Origin of the sequence: Phenylobacterium sp., assembly GCF_020402505.1 — a bacterium.
Taxonomy (GTDB): domain Bacteria; phylum Pseudomonadota; class Alphaproteobacteria; order Caulobacterales; family Caulobacteraceae; genus Phenylobacterium.
The window spans coordinates 1-17,934 of record NZ_JADBZL010000214.1 but is presented as its reverse complement, the minus strand read 5'-3'; the positions used below and the strand labels follow the sequence as shown (position 1 = coordinate 17,934).

General features: G+C 71.3%; 17 protein-coding genes. 5 read left to right on the top strand and 12 right to left on the bottom strand.

Annotated features, from left to right (window positions below):
* The first annotated feature begins 80 nt into the window (after positions 1 to 80).
* A complete protein-coding gene (locus IM632_RS13855; RefSeq protein WP_296479443.1) occupies positions 81 to 734 on the top strand; it encodes a DUF6134 family protein in 654 nt (217 codons plus the stop codon).
* Positions 735 to 738: 4 nt separating this feature from the next.
* Here IM632_RS13855 and leuB read toward each other — a convergent pair whose 3' ends face one another.
* From leuB to IM632_RS13810, 9 genes are all read right to left on the bottom strand, one after another.
* On the bottom strand, positions 739 to 1,791 hold the full coding sequence (gene leuB, locus IM632_RS13850; RefSeq protein ID WP_296552495.1) for a 3-isopropylmalate dehydrogenase: 1,053 nt from the start codon (positions 1,789 to 1,791) through the stop codon (positions 739 to 741).
* A gap of 34 nt (positions 1,792 to 1,825) precedes the next feature.
* A complete protein-coding gene (gene leuD, locus IM632_RS13845; protein WP_296523064.1) occupies positions 1,826 to 2,440 on the bottom strand; it encodes a 3-isopropylmalate dehydratase small subunit in 615 nt (204 codons plus the stop codon).
* The gene (locus IM632_RS13840; protein ID WP_296520946.1) at positions 2,437 to 3,231 is read right to left on the bottom strand and encodes a VOC family protein; all 795 of its coding nucleotides are present in this window, start codon (positions 3,229 to 3,231) and stop codon (positions 2,437 to 2,439) included. Before IM632_RS13840 ends, leuD begins: the two co-directional genes overlap by 4 nt.
* A complete protein-coding gene (gene leuC, locus IM632_RS13835) occupies positions 3,228 to 4,640 on the bottom strand; it encodes a 3-isopropylmalate dehydratase large subunit (RefSeq protein ID WP_296481222.1) in 1,413 nt (470 codons plus the stop codon). The genes IM632_RS13840 and leuC overlap by 4 nt, the downstream gene beginning before the upstream one ends.
* A 49-nt stretch (positions 4,641 to 4,689) precedes the next feature.
* The gene (locus IM632_RS13830; RefSeq protein ID WP_296481225.1) at positions 4,690 to 6,030 is read right to left on the bottom strand and encodes a nucleotide sugar dehydrogenase; all 1,341 of its coding nucleotides are present in this window, start codon (positions 6,028 to 6,030) and stop codon (positions 4,690 to 4,692) included.
* Positions 6,031 to 6,051: 21 nt separating this feature from the next.
* Entirely contained in the window at positions 6,052 to 6,540 is a 489-nt protein-coding gene (locus IM632_RS13825; RefSeq protein ID WP_296481228.1) for a universal stress protein, read from the bottom strand.
* Between the two features lie 40 nt (positions 6,541 to 6,580).
* Entirely contained in the window at positions 6,581 to 7,615 is a 1,035-nt protein-coding gene (gene trpS, locus IM632_RS13820; RefSeq protein WP_296552493.1) for a tryptophan--tRNA ligase, read from the bottom strand.
* Between the two features lie 117 nt (positions 7,616 to 7,732).
* Positions 7,733 to 9,400: a murein biosynthesis integral membrane protein MurJ gene (gene murJ / locus IM632_RS13815; protein ID WP_296481233.1), complete on the bottom strand. Its 1,668-nt coding sequence runs from the start codon at positions 9,398 to 9,400 to the stop codon at positions 7,733 to 7,735.
* A 44-nt stretch (positions 9,401 to 9,444) separates the two neighbouring features.
* Complete coding sequence (locus IM632_RS13810) at positions 9,445 to 12,276, bottom strand: [protein-PII] uridylyltransferase (protein WP_296481236.1); 2,832 nt, start codon at positions 12,274 to 12,276, stop codon at positions 9,445 to 9,447.
* Between the two features lie 129 nt (positions 12,277 to 12,405).
* On the opposite strand from IM632_RS13810, the gene IM632_RS13805 reads away from it, so the two are divergent.
* From IM632_RS13805 to IM632_RS13795, 3 genes are read left to right on the top strand one after another with little or no spacing between them, the layout of a single operon-like run.
* Positions 12,406 to 13,350, top strand: coding sequence for an ATP-binding cassette domain-containing protein (locus IM632_RS13805; RefSeq protein WP_296552492.1), 945 nt, complete (start codon positions 12,406 to 12,408; stop codon positions 13,348 to 13,350).
* A complete protein-coding gene (locus IM632_RS13800) occupies positions 13,347 to 14,648 on the top strand; it encodes an ABC transporter permease (protein ID WP_296552490.1) in 1,302 nt (433 codons plus the stop codon). The genes IM632_RS13805 and IM632_RS13800 overlap by 4 nt, the downstream gene beginning before the upstream one ends.
* A gap of 28 nt (positions 14,649 to 14,676) precedes the next feature.
* Positions 14,677 to 15,114: a hypothetical protein gene (locus IM632_RS13795; protein ID WP_296481244.1), complete on the top strand. Its 438-nt coding sequence runs from the start codon at positions 14,677 to 14,679 to the stop codon at positions 15,112 to 15,114.
* Here the strand turns inward: IM632_RS13795 and IM632_RS13790 are convergent.
* The 3 genes from IM632_RS13790 to IM632_RS13780 form a co-directional block, all read right to left on the bottom strand.
* Positions 15,101 to 15,994 (bottom strand): phytanoyl-CoA dioxygenase family protein, encoded by an 894-nt coding sequence (locus IM632_RS13790; RefSeq protein WP_296481247.1) that lies wholly within the window; start codon positions 15,992 to 15,994, stop codon positions 15,101 to 15,103. The genes IM632_RS13795 and IM632_RS13790 overlap by 14 nt on opposite strands.
* A 65-nt stretch (positions 15,995 to 16,059) precedes the next feature.
* Positions 16,060 to 16,245 carry a hypothetical protein gene (locus IM632_RS13785; RefSeq protein ID WP_293511340.1) on the bottom strand — a complete coding sequence of 62 codons (186 nt, stop codon included), beginning with the start codon at positions 16,243 to 16,245 and terminating at the stop codon, positions 16,060 to 16,062.
* Positions 16,242 to 16,721: a TerB family tellurite resistance protein gene (locus IM632_RS13780; RefSeq protein WP_296481251.1), complete on the bottom strand. Its 480-nt coding sequence runs from the start codon at positions 16,719 to 16,721 to the stop codon at positions 16,242 to 16,244. The genes IM632_RS13785 and IM632_RS13780 overlap by 4 nt, the downstream gene beginning before the upstream one ends.
* 401 nt (positions 16,722 to 17,122) lie before the next feature.
* Between IM632_RS13780 and IM632_RS13775 the strand changes: the two genes are divergently transcribed.
* A partial coding sequence (locus tag IM632_RS13775) for an NAD(P)/FAD-dependent oxidoreductase (protein ID WP_296552489.1) occupies positions 17,123 to 17,934 on the top strand: 812 nt, incomplete at its 3' end.

The window sequence follows — 17,934 nt, the reverse complement described above, 5'->3', positions numbered from 1 at the left end:
GAAAATTCACTGGAACCCTATCTCCCGAAGGCTAGACAACCCGTGGGCGTTCCGAACCTTGGCTCTCGAGAGGCCTGAGCATGACCTTGACTGACCCGACCCGACGCGCCCTCCTGACGGCAGGCGCTCTGCTGGCGGTCCCCACTCCCCTCCTCGCCGCGCCGCCGGCCAACCGGCGGCTGGTCTTCTCCGCCGCGAGGAACGGGGTGAGGATCGGCGAGCACCGCATGACCTTTTCCGGCGACGCGGCCTCTCCCACCATCTCGACCGAGGTGGAGATCGCCATAAAGATCGGCTCGGTCACCGTGTACAACTACCGTCACACCGCCCGTGAGGTCTGGGAGGATGGACGGTTCGAGAGCCTGGAGACCGTGACGGACGCCACCGCCGGCGACCGCAAGGTCTCCGCCCGGCGCACCGCCGACGGGGTGCTGATCCGCACCGGCCGGCGGGAGGTCCTGGCCCCGGCGGGGACGGCTCCCCTCACCCACTGGAATCCGAGGGTTCTCACGGGTCGCCTGTTCAACCCGCAGGAGGGCAACCTGGCCCGCATCACGGCCTCGCCCAAAGGCCTGCGCCCCGTGACCCTGCCCGACGGCCGGTCCCTGGAGGTCCAGGTCTGGTCCCTTCGCGGCGAGGCGGAGATCGACAACTGGTACGACCGGAACGGGGTCTGGACGGGCCTGAACGGCCGGCTGGTGGACGGCTCCCGGATCGAGTACCGCCGGATCTGAGGCCTCAGAGGGCGGCGAGCACCGCGTCGCCCATCTGCACGGTGGTCAGGCTTCCCCCCAGGTCGCGGGTGCGGGCCCCAGCGTCGAGGGCGCGGACCACGGCCGCCAGGATGCGGTCGGCGGCCTCGGGGCGCCCGAGGGACCAGCGGAAGGCCATTTCCAGCGACAGGATGGAGGCCAGGGGATTGGCGACCCCCTGCCCGGCGATGTCCGGCGCCGAGCCGTGGATGGGCTCGTAAAGGCCGGGCCGGCCCGGATCGCCCAGGGCCGCCGAAGGCAGCATGCCCAGGGACCCCGTCAGCTGGGCGGCGGCGTCGGACAGGATGTCGCCGAACAGGTTGTCCGTGACCAGGACGTCGAACTGGCGCGGATCGCGGACGATCTGCATGGCGGCGTTGTCGGCCAGGATGTGCTCCAGCCGGACGTCCGGAAACTCCCGGGCATGGAGGTCGGTGACCACCTGGCGCCAGAGCAGGCCCGAATCCATGACGTTGGACTTCTCGGCGGAGTGAACGAGGTTGCGCCGGCCCCGGGCCAGCTGGAAGGCCACCCGGGCCACCCGCTCGATCTCGGCCGTGGTGTAGACCTGGGTGTCGACGGCCCGCTTCCCGCCGCCCGGAAGGTCCTCGATGAAGCGCGGGACGCCGAAATAGATCCCGCCCGTCAGCTCACGGACGATCATCAGGTCCAGCCCCTCGACCAGGTGGCGCTTCAGGCTCGAGGCGTCGGCCAGGGCCGGGAAGCAGAGGGCGGGCCTGAGGTTGGCGTAGACCTCCATGCCGGCGCGCAGGTTCAGGAGACCCGCCTCGGGGCGCCTGTCCCGGGGCGCGCCCGACCACTGGGGCCCCCCCACCGCCCCCATCAGCACGGCCCGGGCCGCCTGGGACGCCGCCAGCACCTCGTCGGTCAGGGGCGTTCCGTGCGCATCGAAGCTACAGCCGCCGAACAGGGCCTCGGCGATGGACAGGTCCGGCGCGACGGCCTCGGCGACCCGGCGGGCCTGGGCGGTGACTTCGGGGCCGATGCCGTCGCCCGGCAGGAGGAGGAGGTCGGTCATTCGGGAACTCGTCAGGAAGCGGTGAAGGCGGGGATCAGCCAGCCCGTTCAAGCCAGGGATGGGTCAGGGCGCGGCGGGCCTCCCAGGCGTCGATGTCGGGGGCGGCGGTCAGGGTCTCGCCGATGGCGTCCAGGCCCTGGAGCATCTTGGCCTTGCGGGAGGCGTCGATCTCGAAGGTGAAGACCTTGCCCGAGGGCGAGGTGACGGTCTGGGCGGCGAGGTCGACGCTGACCATGTGGTTGCCGCCCTGGCACTCGCCCAGCAGGTCCTGGACCTCGTCGGGCTTGAGCACCACCGGCAGGAGGCCGTTCTGGAAGCAGTTGTTGTAGAAGATGTCGGCGAAGGACGAGGCGATGACGCAGGTGACGCCAAAGTCCATCAGGGCCCAGGGGGCGTGCTCGCGGCTGGAGCCGCAGCCGAAGTTGTCGCCGGTCACCAGGACGCCGGCCCCGGCGTATTCCGGCCGGTTCAGCACGAAGTCGGGGCGGGGCTGGCCCGCGTCGTCGAAGCGCAGGTCGTAAAAGAGGCCGCGGGACAGGCCCTCGCGCTCCACGGTCTTGAGGAACTGCTTGGGAATGATCTGGTCGGTGTCGATGTTGGCCAGGGGCAGGGGCGCGGCCCGGGCGTCGAGGCGGGTGAAGGGCTTCATGGTTCGGCTCCGGCCGTTCCGGCGTTCTGCTGCAGCACCACGGTGGGCGTGAAGGGCACGCCCTCGCGGAGGGTGAAGATGAGGGTGCCCGGCTTGCGGCCGGTGCGGACCTCCGAGACGTTGAAGCCGAGCCCCTGGAGGCGGTCCTGCACCGCGGCGGCGTCGGCGGCGCGCCAGGCCAGGCCGCTGAAGCGGTCTGGCGCGTCCGTCGTCTCGGCCTCGCCGAGCCGCATGACGACCTCCATGACGAGGCCCCCGCAGGCGAAGAACATCTGCCGGGCGCCCCAGGCCGAATTGGACCGGTCGAGCCTCAGGTCGAGGCCGAGGCGCGCGCCCCAGAGGGCCAGGGCGCGGTCCGCCGAGCGGGCGTTGATGACCACGTGGTCGAGGGCGCCGACGGCGCCGGCCGCCGAAACCGCCGTCCGGGACGGGGCGGGGCCCTCGCCGGCGACGAGGGCCAGGGCGATCCCGCCGGCGGCGCCGGGGTCGAGGCGCACCATGCGGCGGTCGCCGAAGGTCGTCTCTTCGCCCAGGGCCGGCAGGCCGCGGCGTCCGGCCAGACGCACGGCGGCGTCGAGGTCGGCGACCTTCAGGACCAGGAGCTCGCCGGGATCATCCTCCCGGCGGGCGCGCAGGCACAGGGCGGTATTGGCCAGGACGAAGAGGCTGGCGGCCGCGCCATCGAGGAGGCCCTCCCAGGCGGGCTCAAGGCCCAGAAAGACGCCGTAGCGGGCGGCGGCGTCCTCCACGTCGTCGACGGGCAGGACCACATGGTCGAGGCCGAGGATCACCTCAGATAGTCCCGGACATCGGCGATGTGGCCGGCGAGGGCGGCGGCGGCGGCCATGGCCGGGCTCATCAGGTGGGTGCGCCCGCCCCGGCCCTGGCGGCCCTCGAAGTTGCGGTTGGAGGTGGAGGCGCAGCGCTCGCCCGGCGCCAGGCGGTCGGGGTTCATCCCCAGGCACATGGAGCAGCCGGGCTCGCGCCAGTCGAAGCCGGCGGCGCGGAAGACCTCGTCCAGGCCCTCTTCCTCGGCCTGGGCCTTCACCAGGCCGGAGCCCGGGACCACCATGGCCCGCACGCCCGGCGCCACCGTGCGGCCGCGCACGATGTCGGCGGCGACCCGCAGGTCCTCGATCCGGCTGTTGGTGCACGAGCCGATGAAGACCACGTCGACCTTGGCGGAAGCGATGGGCTGGCCGGCCTCCAGGCCCATGTATTCCAGGGCCCGGGCGACGGAGGCCCGCTTGTCGGGGCTGGCGAAGGCTTCCGGCGAGGGGGCGGCGCCGGTGACAGGGACCACGTCCTCGGGGCTGGTGCCCCAGGTGACCAGGGGGGCGATGGCCGAGGCGTCGATCCGCACCTCGCGGTCGAAGACCGCGTCGGGATCGGAGAACAGGGTCTTCCAGCTGGCCAGGGCGATGTCCCAGGCGCCGCCCTTGGGCGCCGACGGCCGGCCGCGGAGATAGTCGAAGGTGGTCTCGTCCGGGGCCACCAGGCCGGCCCGGGCGCCGCCCTCGATGGTCAGGTTGCAGAGGGTCATGCGGCCCTCCATGGACAGGGCCCGGACCGCCTCGCCCGCATACTCGATGACATAGCCGGTGCCGCCCGCCGTGCCGATCTCGCCGATCACGGCGAGGGCGAAGTCCTTGGCCCCGACGCCGGGGGCGGGGGTTCCCTCGATGACCACCCGCATGTTCTTGGCCTTCTTATGGCGCAGGGTCTGGGTGGCGAGGACGTGCTCGACCTCGGAGGTGCCGATGCCGTGGGCCAGGGCCCCGAAGGCGCCGTGGGTGGAGGTGTGGGAATCGCCGCAGACGATGGTCATGCCCGGCTGGGTGCGCCCCTGCTCGGGACCCACCACGTGGACGATGCCGTTGCGGATGTCGCCCATGGGAAAGAACTCGATCCCGTGGTCGGCGACGTTGCGCTCGAGGGTGGCGAGCTGGAGGCGCGCCTCCTCGTCGGCGACGGCGGAAACGCCCAGGCCCTGGCCCTCGGTGGGGATGTTGTGGTCGGCCACGGCCAGGGTGCGGTCCGGCCGGCGGACCTTGCGGCGGTTGGCGCGGAGGCCCGCAAAGGCCTGGGGCGTCGTCACCTCATGAATGAGGTGCAGGTCGATGTAGAGGATGGCCTCGCCGTCCTGCTCGGAGACGAGGTGCGCATCCCAGATCTTGTCGTAGAGGGTCTTGCCGGACATGGCGCGCATCTAGGGGGGGAGGGGCGCCCCTGTCCAGCGCCGGACGCGGTCAGGCCTTGACCACCCGGTCGCCGGGCAGGCCCCGGCGGGCCATGGCGTTGCGGGTGTCGACCACCAGCCGGGCGGCCCGGGAGAGGAGGGCGTAGTCCACGGCATCGTGGTCGGTGGCGATGAGCACGGCGTCGTAACCGGCCAGGGCCGCCTCGGTCAGATCGACGGAACGGCGGTCCGCCAGCCCCGGATGCTCCCGGGTCGGCGGGATCTCGGGGATCAGGGGGTCATGGAAATCGCAGGCCGCGCCGCGGGCCTCGATGGCCTCGATAAGGACCAGGGAGGGCGACTCCCGCGTATCGTCGACATTCTTCTTGTAGGCGGCGCCGACCAGCAGGATGCGGGCGCCCTTGAGGGCCCGTTCGGCGTGGTCGCTGAGGGCCCGGGCCAGGCGATCGACGACATGGCCCGGCATGGCGGTGTTGATCTGGCCGGCCAGCTCGATGAAGCGGGTCTCCATGCCGAACTCCCGGGCCCGCCAGGTCAGGTAGAAGGGGTCCACCGGGATGCAGTGTCCGCCCAGGCCCGGTCCGGGGTAGAAGGGCATGTAGCCGAAGGGCTTGGTGGCGGCGGCGTCGATCACCTCCCAGACATCGATGCCCATGGCGTCGTAGACGAGCTTCAGCTCGTTCACGAGGGCGATATTCACGGAGCGGAAGATGTTCTCGGTCAGCTTGGCGGCTTCGGCGGCGGCGGCGCTGGAGACCGGGACGACCCGGGTGATCATGGCCTCGTAGAGGGCGACGGCGAGGTCCCGGGAGGCCGGGTCGTCCGCCCCGACCACCTTGGGAATGGTGCGGGTGCCGTAATGGGCGTTGCCGGGGTCCTCGCGCTCCGGCGAGAAGGCGAGGAAGACCTCGTCGCCCACCGTCAGACCGCCGGCCTCGAGCAGGGGCCGGACCACCTCGGCGGTGGTCCCCGGCCAGGTGGTGGACTCCAGGACCACCAGCTGGCCGGGCCGGAGGACGGCGGCGGCGGAGGCGGCGCTGGCCGTCACGAAGGACAGGTCCGGGTCGCGATTGCGGGTCACGGGCGTCGGCACGCAGAGGATGACCGCATCGGCCTCGGCAAGGCGGGCGAAGTCGGTGGTGGCGTCGAGGCGGCCTGTGGCCAGGGCGCCGGGCAGGGCTTCGGGGGGCAGGTAGTTGATCACCCGCCGGCCGGCCAGGATGGCCTCCACCCGGGCGGGATTGATGTCGAAACCGAGGACCGGGAAGCCGGCCTCCACGGCGGCCAGGGCGAGCGGCAGGCCGACATAGCCCAGTCCGATGACGCCGACGACGGCGCGGCGGGAGCGGATCCGCTCCATCAGGTCGGCCCTGTGCGGGGTCTCGGTCATGGGCGGGCGTCCCCGGAAGACTCAGGCGAGGTCATCGATCTCGGCCTCGGATAGGTCGCCCGGCACGACGGTGACGGGAAGGTTGCGGCCGCCCCAGCGAACGCCCTCCCGGGCGATCGAAGCGACCAGGGGCCCGGGGCCGCGACCGCCGGTCGCCGCCGCCAGCACCAGGATCTTGATGTCACGGTCGGCGCTGATCACCCGGCGGAGGGCGTCCCGGGTGTCATCAGCGCGGACGAAGAGCAGCTCGGGCTGACTGCCGGTTTCCGTGAGGACCAGGGGGCTGTAGGCCTCCATCTCCTGCGCCGCCTCGGCCCGGGCCTGACGCTCGATTTCCTCGCGCACGCCCGACCAGTGTTCGAAGACCGCCGGGTTGATGACCCGCAATATGGCCACCTTGCCCCCGGTCGATCGGGCGCGGCGGCAGGCGAAGCGCAGGGCGGCGGCGAATTCGGCGCTGCCGTCGGCGATCACCAGGAACTTGCGCGGAGGCGCCGATCTCGGGGTCATGGCGCGAGCGTGGCCCGTCGCCGGCGCGGAGACAAGGCCCTCACCCCGCCCAGTAGCCGACCGCGGCCTTGACCTCGGCCAGGACAGGGGCGCCAACATCACGGGCGCGCTCTGCGCCGGCGGCCAGGATGCGGTCGATCTCGGCCGGATCGGAGAGAAAGCCGCGCATGGCCTGGCTCACAGGGCCCAGCTTCGACACCGCAAGATCCGCGAGGCGCGGCTTGAAGGCACCGAAGCCCTGGCCGGCGAACTCGGCCAGCACATCGGCCGAGGTCCGGCCGTCGAGGGCGGCGTAGATGGCCACCAGGTTCAGGGCCTCCGGCCGGGCCGCGAGGGTCTCCAGGGTGTCCGGCAGGGGCTCGGGGTCGGTGCGCGCCTTGCGGATCTTCTGGGCGATGGCGTCGGCGTCATCGGTGAGGTTGATGCGCGAATAGTCCGAGGGGTCGGACTTGGACATCTTGGCCGAGCCGTCGCGCAGGGACATGACCCGCGCGCCCGGCCCCTCCACCACCGCCTCGGGCAGGGGGAAGAAGCCGGGGACGCCGAAGTCGTGGTTGAACTTGGCGGCGATGTCGCGGGTCAGCTCCAGGTGCTGGCGCTGGTCCTCGCCGACCGGCACGTGGGTGGCGCGGTAGAGTAGGATGTCGGCGGCCTGGAGCACCGGGTAGGTGTAGAGACCGACGCTCTCGCGCTCCTTGTGCTTGCCCGCCTTGTCCTTGAACTGGGTCATGCGGTCGAGCCAGCCGAGGCGGGCGACGCAGTTGAACACCCAGGCCAGCTCGGCGTGGGCCGGCACGGCGGACTGCGGGAAGATGGTGGCGACCTTGGGGTCGAGGCCCGAGGCCAGGTAGGCGGCGGCGATCTCCCGCACCTGGTCCTTCAGCCGCTTCGGGTCCTGCCACTGGGTGATGGCGTGCAGGTCGGCGACGAAGATGAAGGTCTCCATCTCGTGCTGCAGGCGGGTGAACTTCACCAGGGCGCCGAGATAGTTGCCCAGGTGCAGGGCGCCGGTGGGCTGGACGCCGGACAGGACCCGGGTCGGGCCGGCATAGGCGGGGGGAGGGGTGTCGGTCATGGAGGCGCAGGGCTCCGGAAGGAAGGCGTACGAAGGGGCGGCGGGCTCAGCCGCGGCGCCATCGCAGGTTGGGTTCGGACTTCCGGAGCATGGGGGGCGAATAGCGCCGAACCGGCCTCAGGACAAGTCCGCCTCCGGGGGCGGGGCCGGGCCGGCGGGCCGGCGCAGGGCGGCGCGGACCTCCGCAAGGCTCATGCCGCCGAAGAGCAGGAGAAGGCCGATATAGGTCGCCGCGCCCGCGAGGCAGACGGCGAGGACGGTGAGCTCCTTGGCCCCCAGACCCAGCAGGGACAGGCCCGCCAGGGGCGCCTCCAGCACGGCCCGGAAGTGCGCGGCCAGGGCCAGAAGGGCGCCCAGGGCGAGGCTGGCCACGACGATCCGGGCGATCCGGCTCCAGGCGGCGGCGGAGGGGAGGTAGGCCCCCCGGCGATGGAGGGTGAAGGCCATCTGCGCCACCGTGATCCAGGTGGCGATGCTGGTGGCCGCCGCCAGGCCGGTGAAGCCGATGGTGTGGAAGAGGGCCACCCCGAGGGCGATGTTCACCGCCACCGACACCAGGGAGAAGACCATCGGCGTGCGGGTGTCCTGACGGGCGAAGAAGGCCGGCTGGAGAATCTTGACCAGGACGAAGGCCGGCAGGCCCCAGCCGTACTGAAGGAGGATCAGGCCGGCGGCCCGGGCGTCCTCAGCCAGGAACTGTCCTCGGGTGAAGAGGCCGTCCACCAGGTAGACCGGCATGGCGACAAGGGCGGCGGCGGCGGGCAGGCACAAGGCGAGGCCGAAGACCAGGGCCTGGTCCATGACCGCCTGGCCTTCGGGCCGGTCGTCCTGAGCGAAGGCGCGGGATAGCTGGGGCAGGAGGGCGACGCCGATGGCGGTGCCGACCAGGGACAGGGGCAGCTGGTAGAACCGGTCGGCGACACTCATCCAGACCCGAAGGCCGGCGACGTGGGACGCGAGCATGGTGGAGATGAAGATGTTCACCTGCACCGCGCTGGAGGCCACGGCGCCGGGGATGGTCAGGCGGATCAGCTTGCGGACCTCCGGGGTGAGCTGCGGCAGGACGAACCGGATGCGGGCGCCGGCCCGCCGGACCCCCCAGGCGCACAGGCCCGCCTGGGCGATGCCGGAGACGATGGTCGCCCAGGAGGCGGCGTAGGCCGCCTGAACCGGATCAGTCTGGGGCAGGACCGCCGCCAGGACCCCGATGTTCAGGACGACGGGGTAGACGCCATAGATGATGAACCGGCCCCTGGCGGTGAGGACGCCGGCGAGCAGGGCGGCGATCACCATGCAGGGCAGGTAGGGCATGGTGATCTGGGTCAGGATCACGGCCAGCCGGAACTTGTCCGGGTCGTCGATATAGCCCGGCGAATAGACCAGCATGATCCAGGGCATGGCCAGCTGGGCCAGGATGGTGAGGGCCACGGTGGCCGCGGCCATGACCGCCAGGGCGTCGGAGGCCAGATTGTCGGCCTCGCGCCCGCCGTCTGCGGAGAGCTTGCGAGAATAGGCCGGGACGAAGGCGGCGGCGAAGGCGCCCTCGGCGAAGACCCGACGGAACAGGTTGGAGAAGGCCTGGGCGGTGAAGAAGGCGTCGGCGGCGATGGTCTGGCTGGCGCCCATCCGGGCGGTGATGACGAGATCCCGGGCCAGGCCGAGGAAGCGGCTCATCAGGGTCAGGCCGGAATAGACCATGGAGGCGCGGATCAGTCCGCCGCCGGCCTTCGGCCCGGCGGGGGTGGGTTCGCCCTGCGGGGGCGGCGGGGGATCGGCGGCGCTCACCCGGCCTGAATGCGCCCCGCGGCGCGGGGAGGTCAAGCGGGGGATCAGCGGGCGATGCTGGCCCTGGCCTTCTGCAGATGGGCGCGGCTGCGGGGGTTGGGCTGGGCGTCGGCGGCCTCCAGGGCGGCGAGAAGGTCGGCTCGCAGGCGAGCGGTCCGGTCGGGGTCCTCGAGCTTCCGGCCCTGGTCGTCGACGACGTAAAAGGCGTCCACCGCCCGCTCGCCGTAGCCGTCGATGTGGGCCGAGACGATGGACAGGCCGGCGTCGGCGATCACCTCCGCCAGGGCGGACAAGAGGCCGGGCCTGTCGCGGCCGGTGGCCTCGATCACGGTGGCCGCCTCGGAAGCGTCGTTGTCCAGCATCACAGTCGGGGTGATGGCGAAGGCCGCAGCCCGGCCCAGCTCCGCCGGCGGGCGGCCGTCGCGCTTCAGGGGCTCGCCCCGGCCTGCGGATTCCAGCAAGGACATCAGCCGGTCCAGGGCCCGGGGATTGTCGGCCCCGAAGGCCGCCCCGGAGGGGTCCTGCACGAAGAAGACGTCGAGGGCCTCGCCCCGGCGGGAGGTGTGGACGCGCGCGCCCATGACGTTGGCGCCGGCCAGGTTGAGGGCGGCGGCCAGGTCGGCGAAGAGGCGGGGCCGGTCGGTGGCGGAAACCGAGACCTCGGCGGCGTTGAGGTCGGGGCGGATCCGGCAGGCGATGGCCGCCCCTGTTTCGGCGGCCCGTCGGACCAGGGCGCCGTGGGCGCGGACCTCCTCGTCGGTGAAGGCGGTGAAGTAGGCGTCCTCCATGGACTGGGCCCACCCGGTGAGGGCCGGGCTGGAGACCGCCAGTCGCATGCGCGCGTCGTAGGCGGCGTTCTCGTGGTAACGGCGGATGGCGGCGGCGTCTTCGGCCCCTCGTCCACCCCGGAACAGGGCCTCGGTGGCCCGGTAGAGCTCCCGCAGGAGCTGGCCCTTCCAGCCGTTCCAGACTCCCGGTCCGACGGCGCGGATGTCCGCCACAGTCAGGACCAGGAGCAGCCTCATCCGCTCCGGCGTCTCGACGATGCGGGCGAAGTCGACGACGGTCCGCGGGTCGGAGATGTCGCGCTTCTGGGCGTAGTCGCTCATGACCAGGTGATGCTCCACCAGCCAGGCGACGAGTTCTATCCGTTTACGGCTCTGGCCGAGACGTTCGCAGGCCTGCCGGGCCGCCCGGGCGCCGGCCTTTTCCTGACCTCCGGCGCCGCCCTTGCCGGTGTCGTGCAGGAGCATGGCCAGGAACAGGGCCTCGCGGTCGTTGATCAGGGGCATGATGGCGGTGGCGAGGGGGTGGTCCTCGGCGTAGCGACCGTCGGCGATGCCGGCGATGACCCCCACCGCCCGCAGGGTGTGCTCGTCCACCGTGTAGGAGTGGTACATGTTGAACTGCATCTTGGCGACGATGCGGCTCCACTCGGGCAGGTAGCGGCCGAGGACATCGGCCTCGTTCATCAGGGTCAGGGCCCGCTGGGGGTCTCGGCTGCGGGCGAGGATGTCCAGCAGGACCTCCGCCGCCACCGGATCCCGGCGCACCCGGGGCCCGATCTCCGCAGCGTGCCGGGAGGCGGCGGTGAAGGCGTCCGGGTGCAGGTCCAGTCCCTCGCGATCCGCATGCAGGAACAGGCGCAGCAGGTTGACCGGGTCGGCCTCGAAGACCGCGGGGCCCTCGACATGCAGGCGGCCGCCCTCTGCGAAGAAGCCCGGAGCCACCTCCCTCCGGCGGGCGCGGCCGCGGCCCGGCAGAAGACGGGACAGGGCGCCCGGGTGGGATTTGACCCTTTCCTCCTCGAGCTTGGCGGTGAAGACGCGGGTCAGGGCGCCGACCTCCTTGGCGATCAGGAAGTAGCGCCGCATGAAGCGCTCCACCGCCGGGGCGTCGCCGCGGTCGCCATAGCCCATCCGCCGGGCGATGGCCGGCTGGAGGTCGAAGGTGAGCCGCTCCTCGGGCCGGCCAGTGGCGAAGTGCATGTGGCAGCGCACCGCCCAGAGAAAGTCGATGGCGCGGAGGAAGCTGGCCACCTCCCGGCGGTCGAACATGTCCAGCTGGATGACGCCGCTGGCCCGGTCGGCGCTGGCCACGGGGTTCAGGTATCGGGCGATCCAGAACAGGGTGTTGAGGTCCCGCAGGCCGCCCTTGCCCTCCTTGATATTGGGCTCGACCATGTAGCGGCTGGCGCCGGCGCGCAGATGCCGCTCGTCCCGCTCCCTGAGCTTGGCGGCCACAAACTGCGCGCCCGTGCCGCGGACCACCTCATCGCGGAACCGTCGGATCAGGTCCTCGGCCAGGGCTTCATCGCCGGTCAGGTGCCGGGCCTCCAGGACCGAGGTGCGGATGGTGAAGTCCTCCCGCGAGAGGCGTAGGCACTCGTCTACGGTCCGGGAGGCGTGGCCGACCTTAAAGCCCAGGTCCCACAGCGCATAGAGCATGAACTCGATCACGCTCTCGGCGTGGGGCGTCTGCTTGTAGGGACGCAGGAACAACAGATCGAGGTCGGAAAAGGGCGCCAGGGCCCCGCGGCCGTAGCCTCCCACAGCCATCAGCGCCAGGCGCTCGCCCTCGGTGGGGTTCCGAGCCCGGAAGACATGGACCGTGGTGAAGTCGTAGAGGGCGCTGACCACCTCGTCGGTCACACCGGACAGGAGGCGGGCGGTCTCAATCCCGCCGGCGCCGTTCTCCAGTCGCTCCTTGGCGATCATCCGACCACGGAAGAGAGCCTGGCGAAGGATGTCGAGGGCGCGTCGCCTCTGCTCGGCTTCGTCGCCGATGGCGTCCAGGGCTGCGGCGGACAGCCGGGCGCGAAGGCTGACGCCGTCGAGGACGTGTTCGAGCCGGGTCGGACGCAGGCGTTTGGACATGATGGACAGATATAGTCCCAAAAACTCGCCCACGTCAGGCGGGACAGCCGCAGTCCCGCGAGGGCCCGCCGCGATTGCCCTCGCCCCGATGCCGGAGCATGATCGCCCCCGGGCCGGGAGGGACCCTGCATGACCGATGCGCCCGCGCTGGAACTGACAGACGTCACCCGACGGTTCGGCGACCGGGCGGTCGTGGACCAGTTGAGCTTTCGGGTCGCGCGCGGCGCTGTCTTCGGCTTCCTGGGCCCCAACGGCGCCGGGAAGACCACCACCCTGCGGATGATCCTGGGCCTGGTGGCGCCCACCTCAGGCCGCCTGACCGTGCTGGGCGCTGCGGACGGCCGCCGCGTGCGCGACCGGATCGGCTTCCTGCCGGAGGAGCGCGGCCTGCATCCGCGGATGACGCCCCTTCAGGCCGCCGCCTTCCTCGGCGCCCTCAAGGGGGTCCCCGCCCGCGCCGCCCGCCAGAAGGCCCGCAGCCTCCTGGAGGGCCTCGGACTGGGCGCGTCGCTCAACACCCAGATTCGCAGGCTGTCCAAGGGCATGGCCCAGCAGGTGGCCCTGGTCTGCACCCTGGTCCACGATCCGGAACTCCTGATCCTGGACGAGCCCTTCTCGGGCCTGGACCCGGGCCACCAGCAGGCGCTCGAGATCCTGATACGGGAACGGGCGGCGGCCGGAGCCACCGTGGTCTTCTCCACCCACGTCATGTCCCACGCCGAAAGGCTCTGCGACCAGGTCGTCCTGCTGGCGAAGGGCCGGAAGGTCTTCGATGGCACAGTCCCACAGGCGCGGAGCCAGGCGCCCGGCCGCCTGATCCTGGAGGGCGACCTGACCCCTGAGGCCATCTCAGCCCTGCCCGGTGTGGCCGAGGTCGCCGCCTCGGACCTTCCGGAAGGACGCCGCCTGGAGGTCTGGCTGGCGCCCGGAATGGAGCCGCACCAGACCCTGTCCGCCGCCTTCCGGGCGGGCCTTCCCGTCCGACGATTCGAGTCCCGCGAGCCTGGCCTGCACGAAGCCTTCCTGCTCCTCACCGGCGCACGCGCCGCCCTTCCGGAGGTCGAAGGCGCATGAGACGCCTGTTCCTGATTCTTCGCCGGGAGTACCTCGCCTACCTCCTGACTCCGGGCTTTCTCCTGGCCCTGGTGACCTTCCCGTTGATCTTCGCGGCCAGCGTCTTTCTTCCGACCCTTCTCTCGCGTCAGGCGCCGGCCCCGCAGCTCATCGTGCTGGACCTCACGGGAATCGGGCCGCAGGGCCCTGGCGCCTACGTCGCGGCGCAGATCCGGGAGGGTCGGGCCCGCAACCTGCCGCAGGGGCTCGCCCCCGTGTTGGTGCAGACGCCGGCCAGCCTTTCGACTGCACAAACGCCGGACGCGGCGGGACGGGCCGTGCAGGCCTACTACAAGGCCTTCGGCCAGGATCCGCCGCCTCCCGCCGTCCTGGTGCTGGCGGGATCGGCGCAAGCCCTGGACGCCCGCCTCTGGACGCCCCGCGCCCGCCTGCTCGACCTCTCGGGCCAGCTGGAGGACTCCCTCACCGACTGGTCGCGGGAAACCCGCCTTCGGTCCCTGGGACTGTCGTCCGAAGCGATTCGCGCCGTAACCGGGTCCGGCGTGTCCATCACCGCCTATTCCCCGGCGTCCCGGACCGGCAAGGTCACACTGACCGACAGGCTGCCTCACCTTGCGGCGCTCGGTGTGAGCTATCTGCTCGTGACCATGATCCTGGCGGGTTCGGGAATGATCCTGACCAGTGTCGTCGAGGAGCGGTCCAGCCGGGTCATAGAGGTGCTGGTGACCTCTGCGCATCCCGCCGAGCTACTGCTCGGCAAGGTGCTCGGAATTCTCTGTCTCTTCTTCACCGGCCTGGGGGCCCTGGCGGGGGCGGCGCTCCTGATCGCTGGACAATTGCCGCAAGGCGCCGTCCAGGAGTCGGTTCGGGCGGTCCTGAACGGCGGGCTCCTGGGCTGGGCGGCCTTCTTTCTCGCGTTTGGATTCCTTCTCTACGGCTCCATCTTCGCCGGACTCGCGGCCTTCTGCGAGACTCCCCGGGAGGCGCAGAGCCTGGCGACGCCGCTGAGCATGCTCATGCTGATCCCCCTGCTGCTGGTGATCTCGGGCCTCCAGGCGCCAGACTCCCCGATCCTGCGCGCCGCCGCCCTGTTCCCCCCGTTCACGCCCTTTCTGATGCTTCTCCGGATTGCTGATGGCGCGCCGGCATGGGAGCTGGCGACGGGGATCTCCCTCATGGCCCTGACGACCGCCGGGGCGATCTGGGTGGGGGTCCAGGCCTACAGGACCGGCGCCCTGACGCAGGGCTCCGCGAACCTCTGGTCCATCCTGCGCCGCAGCCTGCAGCGCCAGGGCTGAGTCGAACCTCCGAGAAAGGCCGCCCGTCATGTCCCTCCTGCCGCCGACGACAAACGGCGATTACAGAGGCCACCCGTCCGCGCCCGTCTTCCTGCTTCTGGCCGCCGGCCTGACCCTCGTCCCGGGCCTGATCCACAGCTTCCTGCCGGATGGCGGGGCCGGGGTGATCGCAGGGCTGGACATGGGCGACCGGCGGGACCTTGTGATCAGCCTCTTCCGATGGCAGGGGGCAACCCAGCTCGCCTTTGGCCTGGCCCTCCTGGCGGTGGCCCTGCGCTATCGCAGCCTGACCCCCCTCTTCCTGGTCCTGATCCTGGTCGAGCGCGGGCTCATGGCCCTGCACGGCTGGGTTCTGTCGCCGCCCGCCTCGGGCCATCATCCGCCGGAGCACTATGGCAGTGTTGCGGCGGTGGTCCTGGCCGGCCTGTTCCTGGCCCTGTCCCTGCGCAGGTCTACCCGCCCCTGACGTCCCCGTTCAGGGCGGCGAGGTCGGCGGCGGAGTCCAGGGACGAGCCGCCGGCCCTGCGCCCGAGGGCGTAGTTCGGGGGAACCACCTCCGGGTCGGCCCCCGGCGCCGTCGGCGGTGAGTAGTAGCCCAGGGCGTAGGATCCCATGGCGTAACCCAGGAGATCCTGCAGGACGGGGTCGAAGGTCCGGGCGATCTCGGGCGGACAGGCCAGGTACTGGTTCTCCTCCTGCCTCAGCCAGCCCAGGGCGTAGGTGATGTTCAACCCAACCCGGTCGGCATCCGAGCTGTTGGCCCCCCCGCCATGGACAACGCTTCCGGTGTAGACGAGGACAGAGCCCCGGCTCATGACCGCCTGGGTGACCTCCGCGGGATCGGCCCGCCGGTCGTCCGGCCAGCCGGTGGAGCCCGGCACGACCCGGGTGGCGCCGTTTTCCCGGGTGAAGTCCGTCAGGGCCCAGATGGTGTTCAACTGAGGCTCGAGGCCCTTGAGGTGGGTTCCCCAGGCCCAGCGGTCCTTGTGAAGGCTCTGGGCCTTTTCGCCCGGCATGATGCGGATTACCTGGCCGAGATGGAGCTGGTAGCGCTCGCAGGCGGTCAGCAGCAGCCGGTCGCACTGGGCGAGCACCCGCGGGTCCTGGATCAGGTCCCTGCAGAGCGGGGACCGGGCGGCCAGGGCGCCGGTCCGGGTGGTCCTGAAGCCTGTGAAGCCGTCACGTCCCGGTGCGGTGGCCTGGACCCAGGGATCGAGCTCGGCGCGGATCGCATCCGCCTCGTCCGGGGTCAGGACGCCGTCCAGGATGACGGCGCCATCGGCCAGGAGGCGCTCATGGACCCCGTCAGGGTCCGCGTCGGCGGGAAAGTGGGCGAGCTCAGTCACGGTTGGCTCCCTGTCATTTCCGGGCGGATAAAGGCTGCCGGAAGGCCAGAGGCGCCTGACGCCGCTCAGGCCCTGATGTCGACCCTGCGCTCGGGATCCCGGGGGCGGCGGTCGTCATCAGCCCGCATCTCGGACTTTGAGGAGGGCTCCGCAGGCTTGACGGCGGTCTCGGTCTGGGAGCCGGAAACCGGTTGGACGCTCTGCGGCTGGACATACATCCAGGCCATGGGGTCAAACGGCTGAACTCTCATGTCCGCCTCCGTCGCGGCGCCACCAGATCGAGATCCTGAGGGGACAGGACAAGAAGCGCGCACAGGCGAAGTATAGTCTGTCTTTCCTCGGCGTCAAATCCGCCATCCGCCGAGGCCACGGCGCAGGCGGCGGCGGCCACGGCGCGAGCCGCGGCGGGCTTCTCGCGCAGGCGGCGGATGGAGGACTCGGCGATGGCGTGGGCCATGTCCGGATCGCTGTTGAAATCGGCGATCCGCGCCTCGAAGGCCTCGATCACGTCCTCGACCCCGAACACGTCCAGGGCCGGGAGGGTGCGCATGCGCTCGGCGACCCGGCGGGTCTCTTCCGGCGTAACCCAGCCGTCCGACTGGGCGACCAGGGCGCAGGCGCTGACCAGGGCTTCAAACTGGACCAGATCGCCCGGGGTCCAGGCGTCCTGGAATTCGACCGCAGCGCCCGGTCTTCGTGGGTTCTGGCTGAAAGCGGAAAGGCTCATGTCAAGGCTCCTCTGTAGCTTGGGAGCGCCCGACGCCGGACCCGGTTGGCTTTGGGGGGGGAAGGGAAGGCCCCGGACCCGGCATCGAGCGCACCCGATGCGGTCCGACATCGCGCCTCGATTGAAGCGCCAGAGGGGCCCGGCCCGCCCCCACGAAGTGGGACACCGGGCCTCGGGGCGCAAGGGGTGGGTCGAAAAAATCCGCCCCCGACCCCGGCGGGGTCTTTGCCCGCGGAATTCCGGCTCACGCTGGTCCATGAAGGCCTGATCCCTTTCCCGGACACCCGGGAGCCGAACAGGTTGAGGCGGCGCGGCCGGCGCCGGTCAATCCGGGCCGGATCCGGGGGCCTTCCACCCGGGCCGCGACTGTAGGACAATCGCCCTCCAGCAGGAGGACCTCCATGGCCGGGACGCGACGGGGAAAGAGGATCGCAGTGATCGGCGCGGGCGCCGGAGGCATCGCCTCGGCCATCCGCCTGCGCGAACGCGGCGTGAGCGACGTGGTGATCTTCGAGAAGGCCGGGGAGCCGGGCGGGACCTGGCGGGACAACACCTATCCGGGCATCACCTGCGACGTTCCCTCCCACCTCTACCGGTTCTCCTTCGCCCCCAATCCGGACTGGAGCCACAAGTACTCCCCGGGCCCCGAGATCCAGGCCTACATGCGCAAGGTGGCGGCGGACTACGGGGTCGAGGCCCGGATCCGGTTCAACAGCGAGGTCCTGTCGGCGACCTGGAGGGAGGGCGCCTGGGAGATCGTCACCACCCAGGGACCGGAGGGGCGGTTCGACGCCGTCATCACGGCGGTGGGGATCCTGCACCATCCCGCCTATCCGGACATTGCGGGCCTTCGAGACTTCGCCGGCGCGGCCTTCCACACCGCCCGATGGGACCATTCCATTCCCCTGGAGGGCCAGCGGATCGGGGTCATCGGCACAGGGTCCACGGCCATCCAGGTCGTCCCGGCCATTGTCGACCGGGCGGCCAAGGTCAGCCTCTTCCAGCGCACCCCGCAGTGGATCCTGCCCGAGCCCAACCTGCCGATCGCCGAGGAGAAGCGCGCCGCCTACCGGGCCGACCCGGCCCTGCTGGAGGACCAGTACGCCCACCTCGCCCAGGCCTTCAACGGCGCCTTCTGCGCAGCCGTCGCGGGGGAGGCGCCGGAGGTCTACGCGCGTATGGCCCAGGCCTGCAGGGACAACCTGGCCACGGT

What these genes read in the sequence shown, in the direction of transcription:
- IM632_RS13780 (WP_296481251.1), bottom strand. Translation starts at nt 16,721, where the DNA reads ATGAGCCTTTCCGCTTTCAGCCAGAACCCACGAAGACCGGGCGCTGCG.
- IM632_RS13810 (WP_296481236.1), bottom strand. Translation starts at nt 12,276, where the DNA reads ATGTCCAAACGCCTGCGTCCGACCCGGCTCGAACACGTCCTCGACGGC.
- leuD (WP_296523064.1), bottom strand. Translation starts at nt 2,440, where the DNA reads ATGAAGCCCTTCACCCGCCTCGACGCCCGGGCCGCGCCCCTGCCCCTG.
- leuC (WP_296481222.1), bottom strand. Translation starts at nt 4,640, where the DNA reads ATGTCCGGCAAGACCCTCTACGACAAGATCTGGGATGCGCACCTCGTC.
- IM632_RS13830 (WP_296481225.1), bottom strand. Translation starts at nt 6,030, where the DNA reads ATGACCGAGACCCCGCACAGGGCCGACCTGATGGAGCGGATCCGCTCC.
- IM632_RS13800 (WP_296552490.1), top strand. Translation starts at nt 13,347, where the DNA reads ATGAGACGCCTGTTCCTGATTCTTCGCCGGGAGTACCTCGCCTACCTC.
- IM632_RS13855 (WP_296479443.1), top strand. Translation starts at nt 81, where the DNA reads ATGACCTTGACTGACCCGACCCGACGCGCCCTCCTGACGGCAGGCGCT.
- IM632_RS13805 (WP_296552492.1), top strand. Translation starts at nt 12,406, where the DNA reads ATGACCGATGCGCCCGCGCTGGAACTGACAGACGTCACCCGACGGTTC.
- IM632_RS13825 (WP_296481228.1), bottom strand. Translation starts at nt 6,540, where the DNA reads ATGACCCCGAGATCGGCGCCTCCGCGCAAGTTCCTGGTGATCGCCGAC.
- leuB (WP_296552495.1), bottom strand. Translation starts at nt 1,791, where the DNA reads ATGACCGACCTCCTCCTCCTGCCGGGCGACGGCATCGGCCCCGAAGTC.
- IM632_RS13795 (WP_296481244.1), top strand. Translation starts at nt 14,677, where the DNA reads ATGTCCCTCCTGCCGCCGACGACAAACGGCGATTACAGAGGCCACCCG.
- IM632_RS13785 (WP_293511340.1), bottom strand. Translation starts at nt 16,245, where the DNA reads ATGAGAGTTCAGCCGTTTGACCCCATGGCCTGGATGTATGTCCAGCCG.
- trpS (WP_296552493.1), bottom strand. Translation starts at nt 7,615, where the DNA reads ATGACCGACACCCCTCCCCCCGCCTATGCCGGCCCGACCCGGGTCCTG.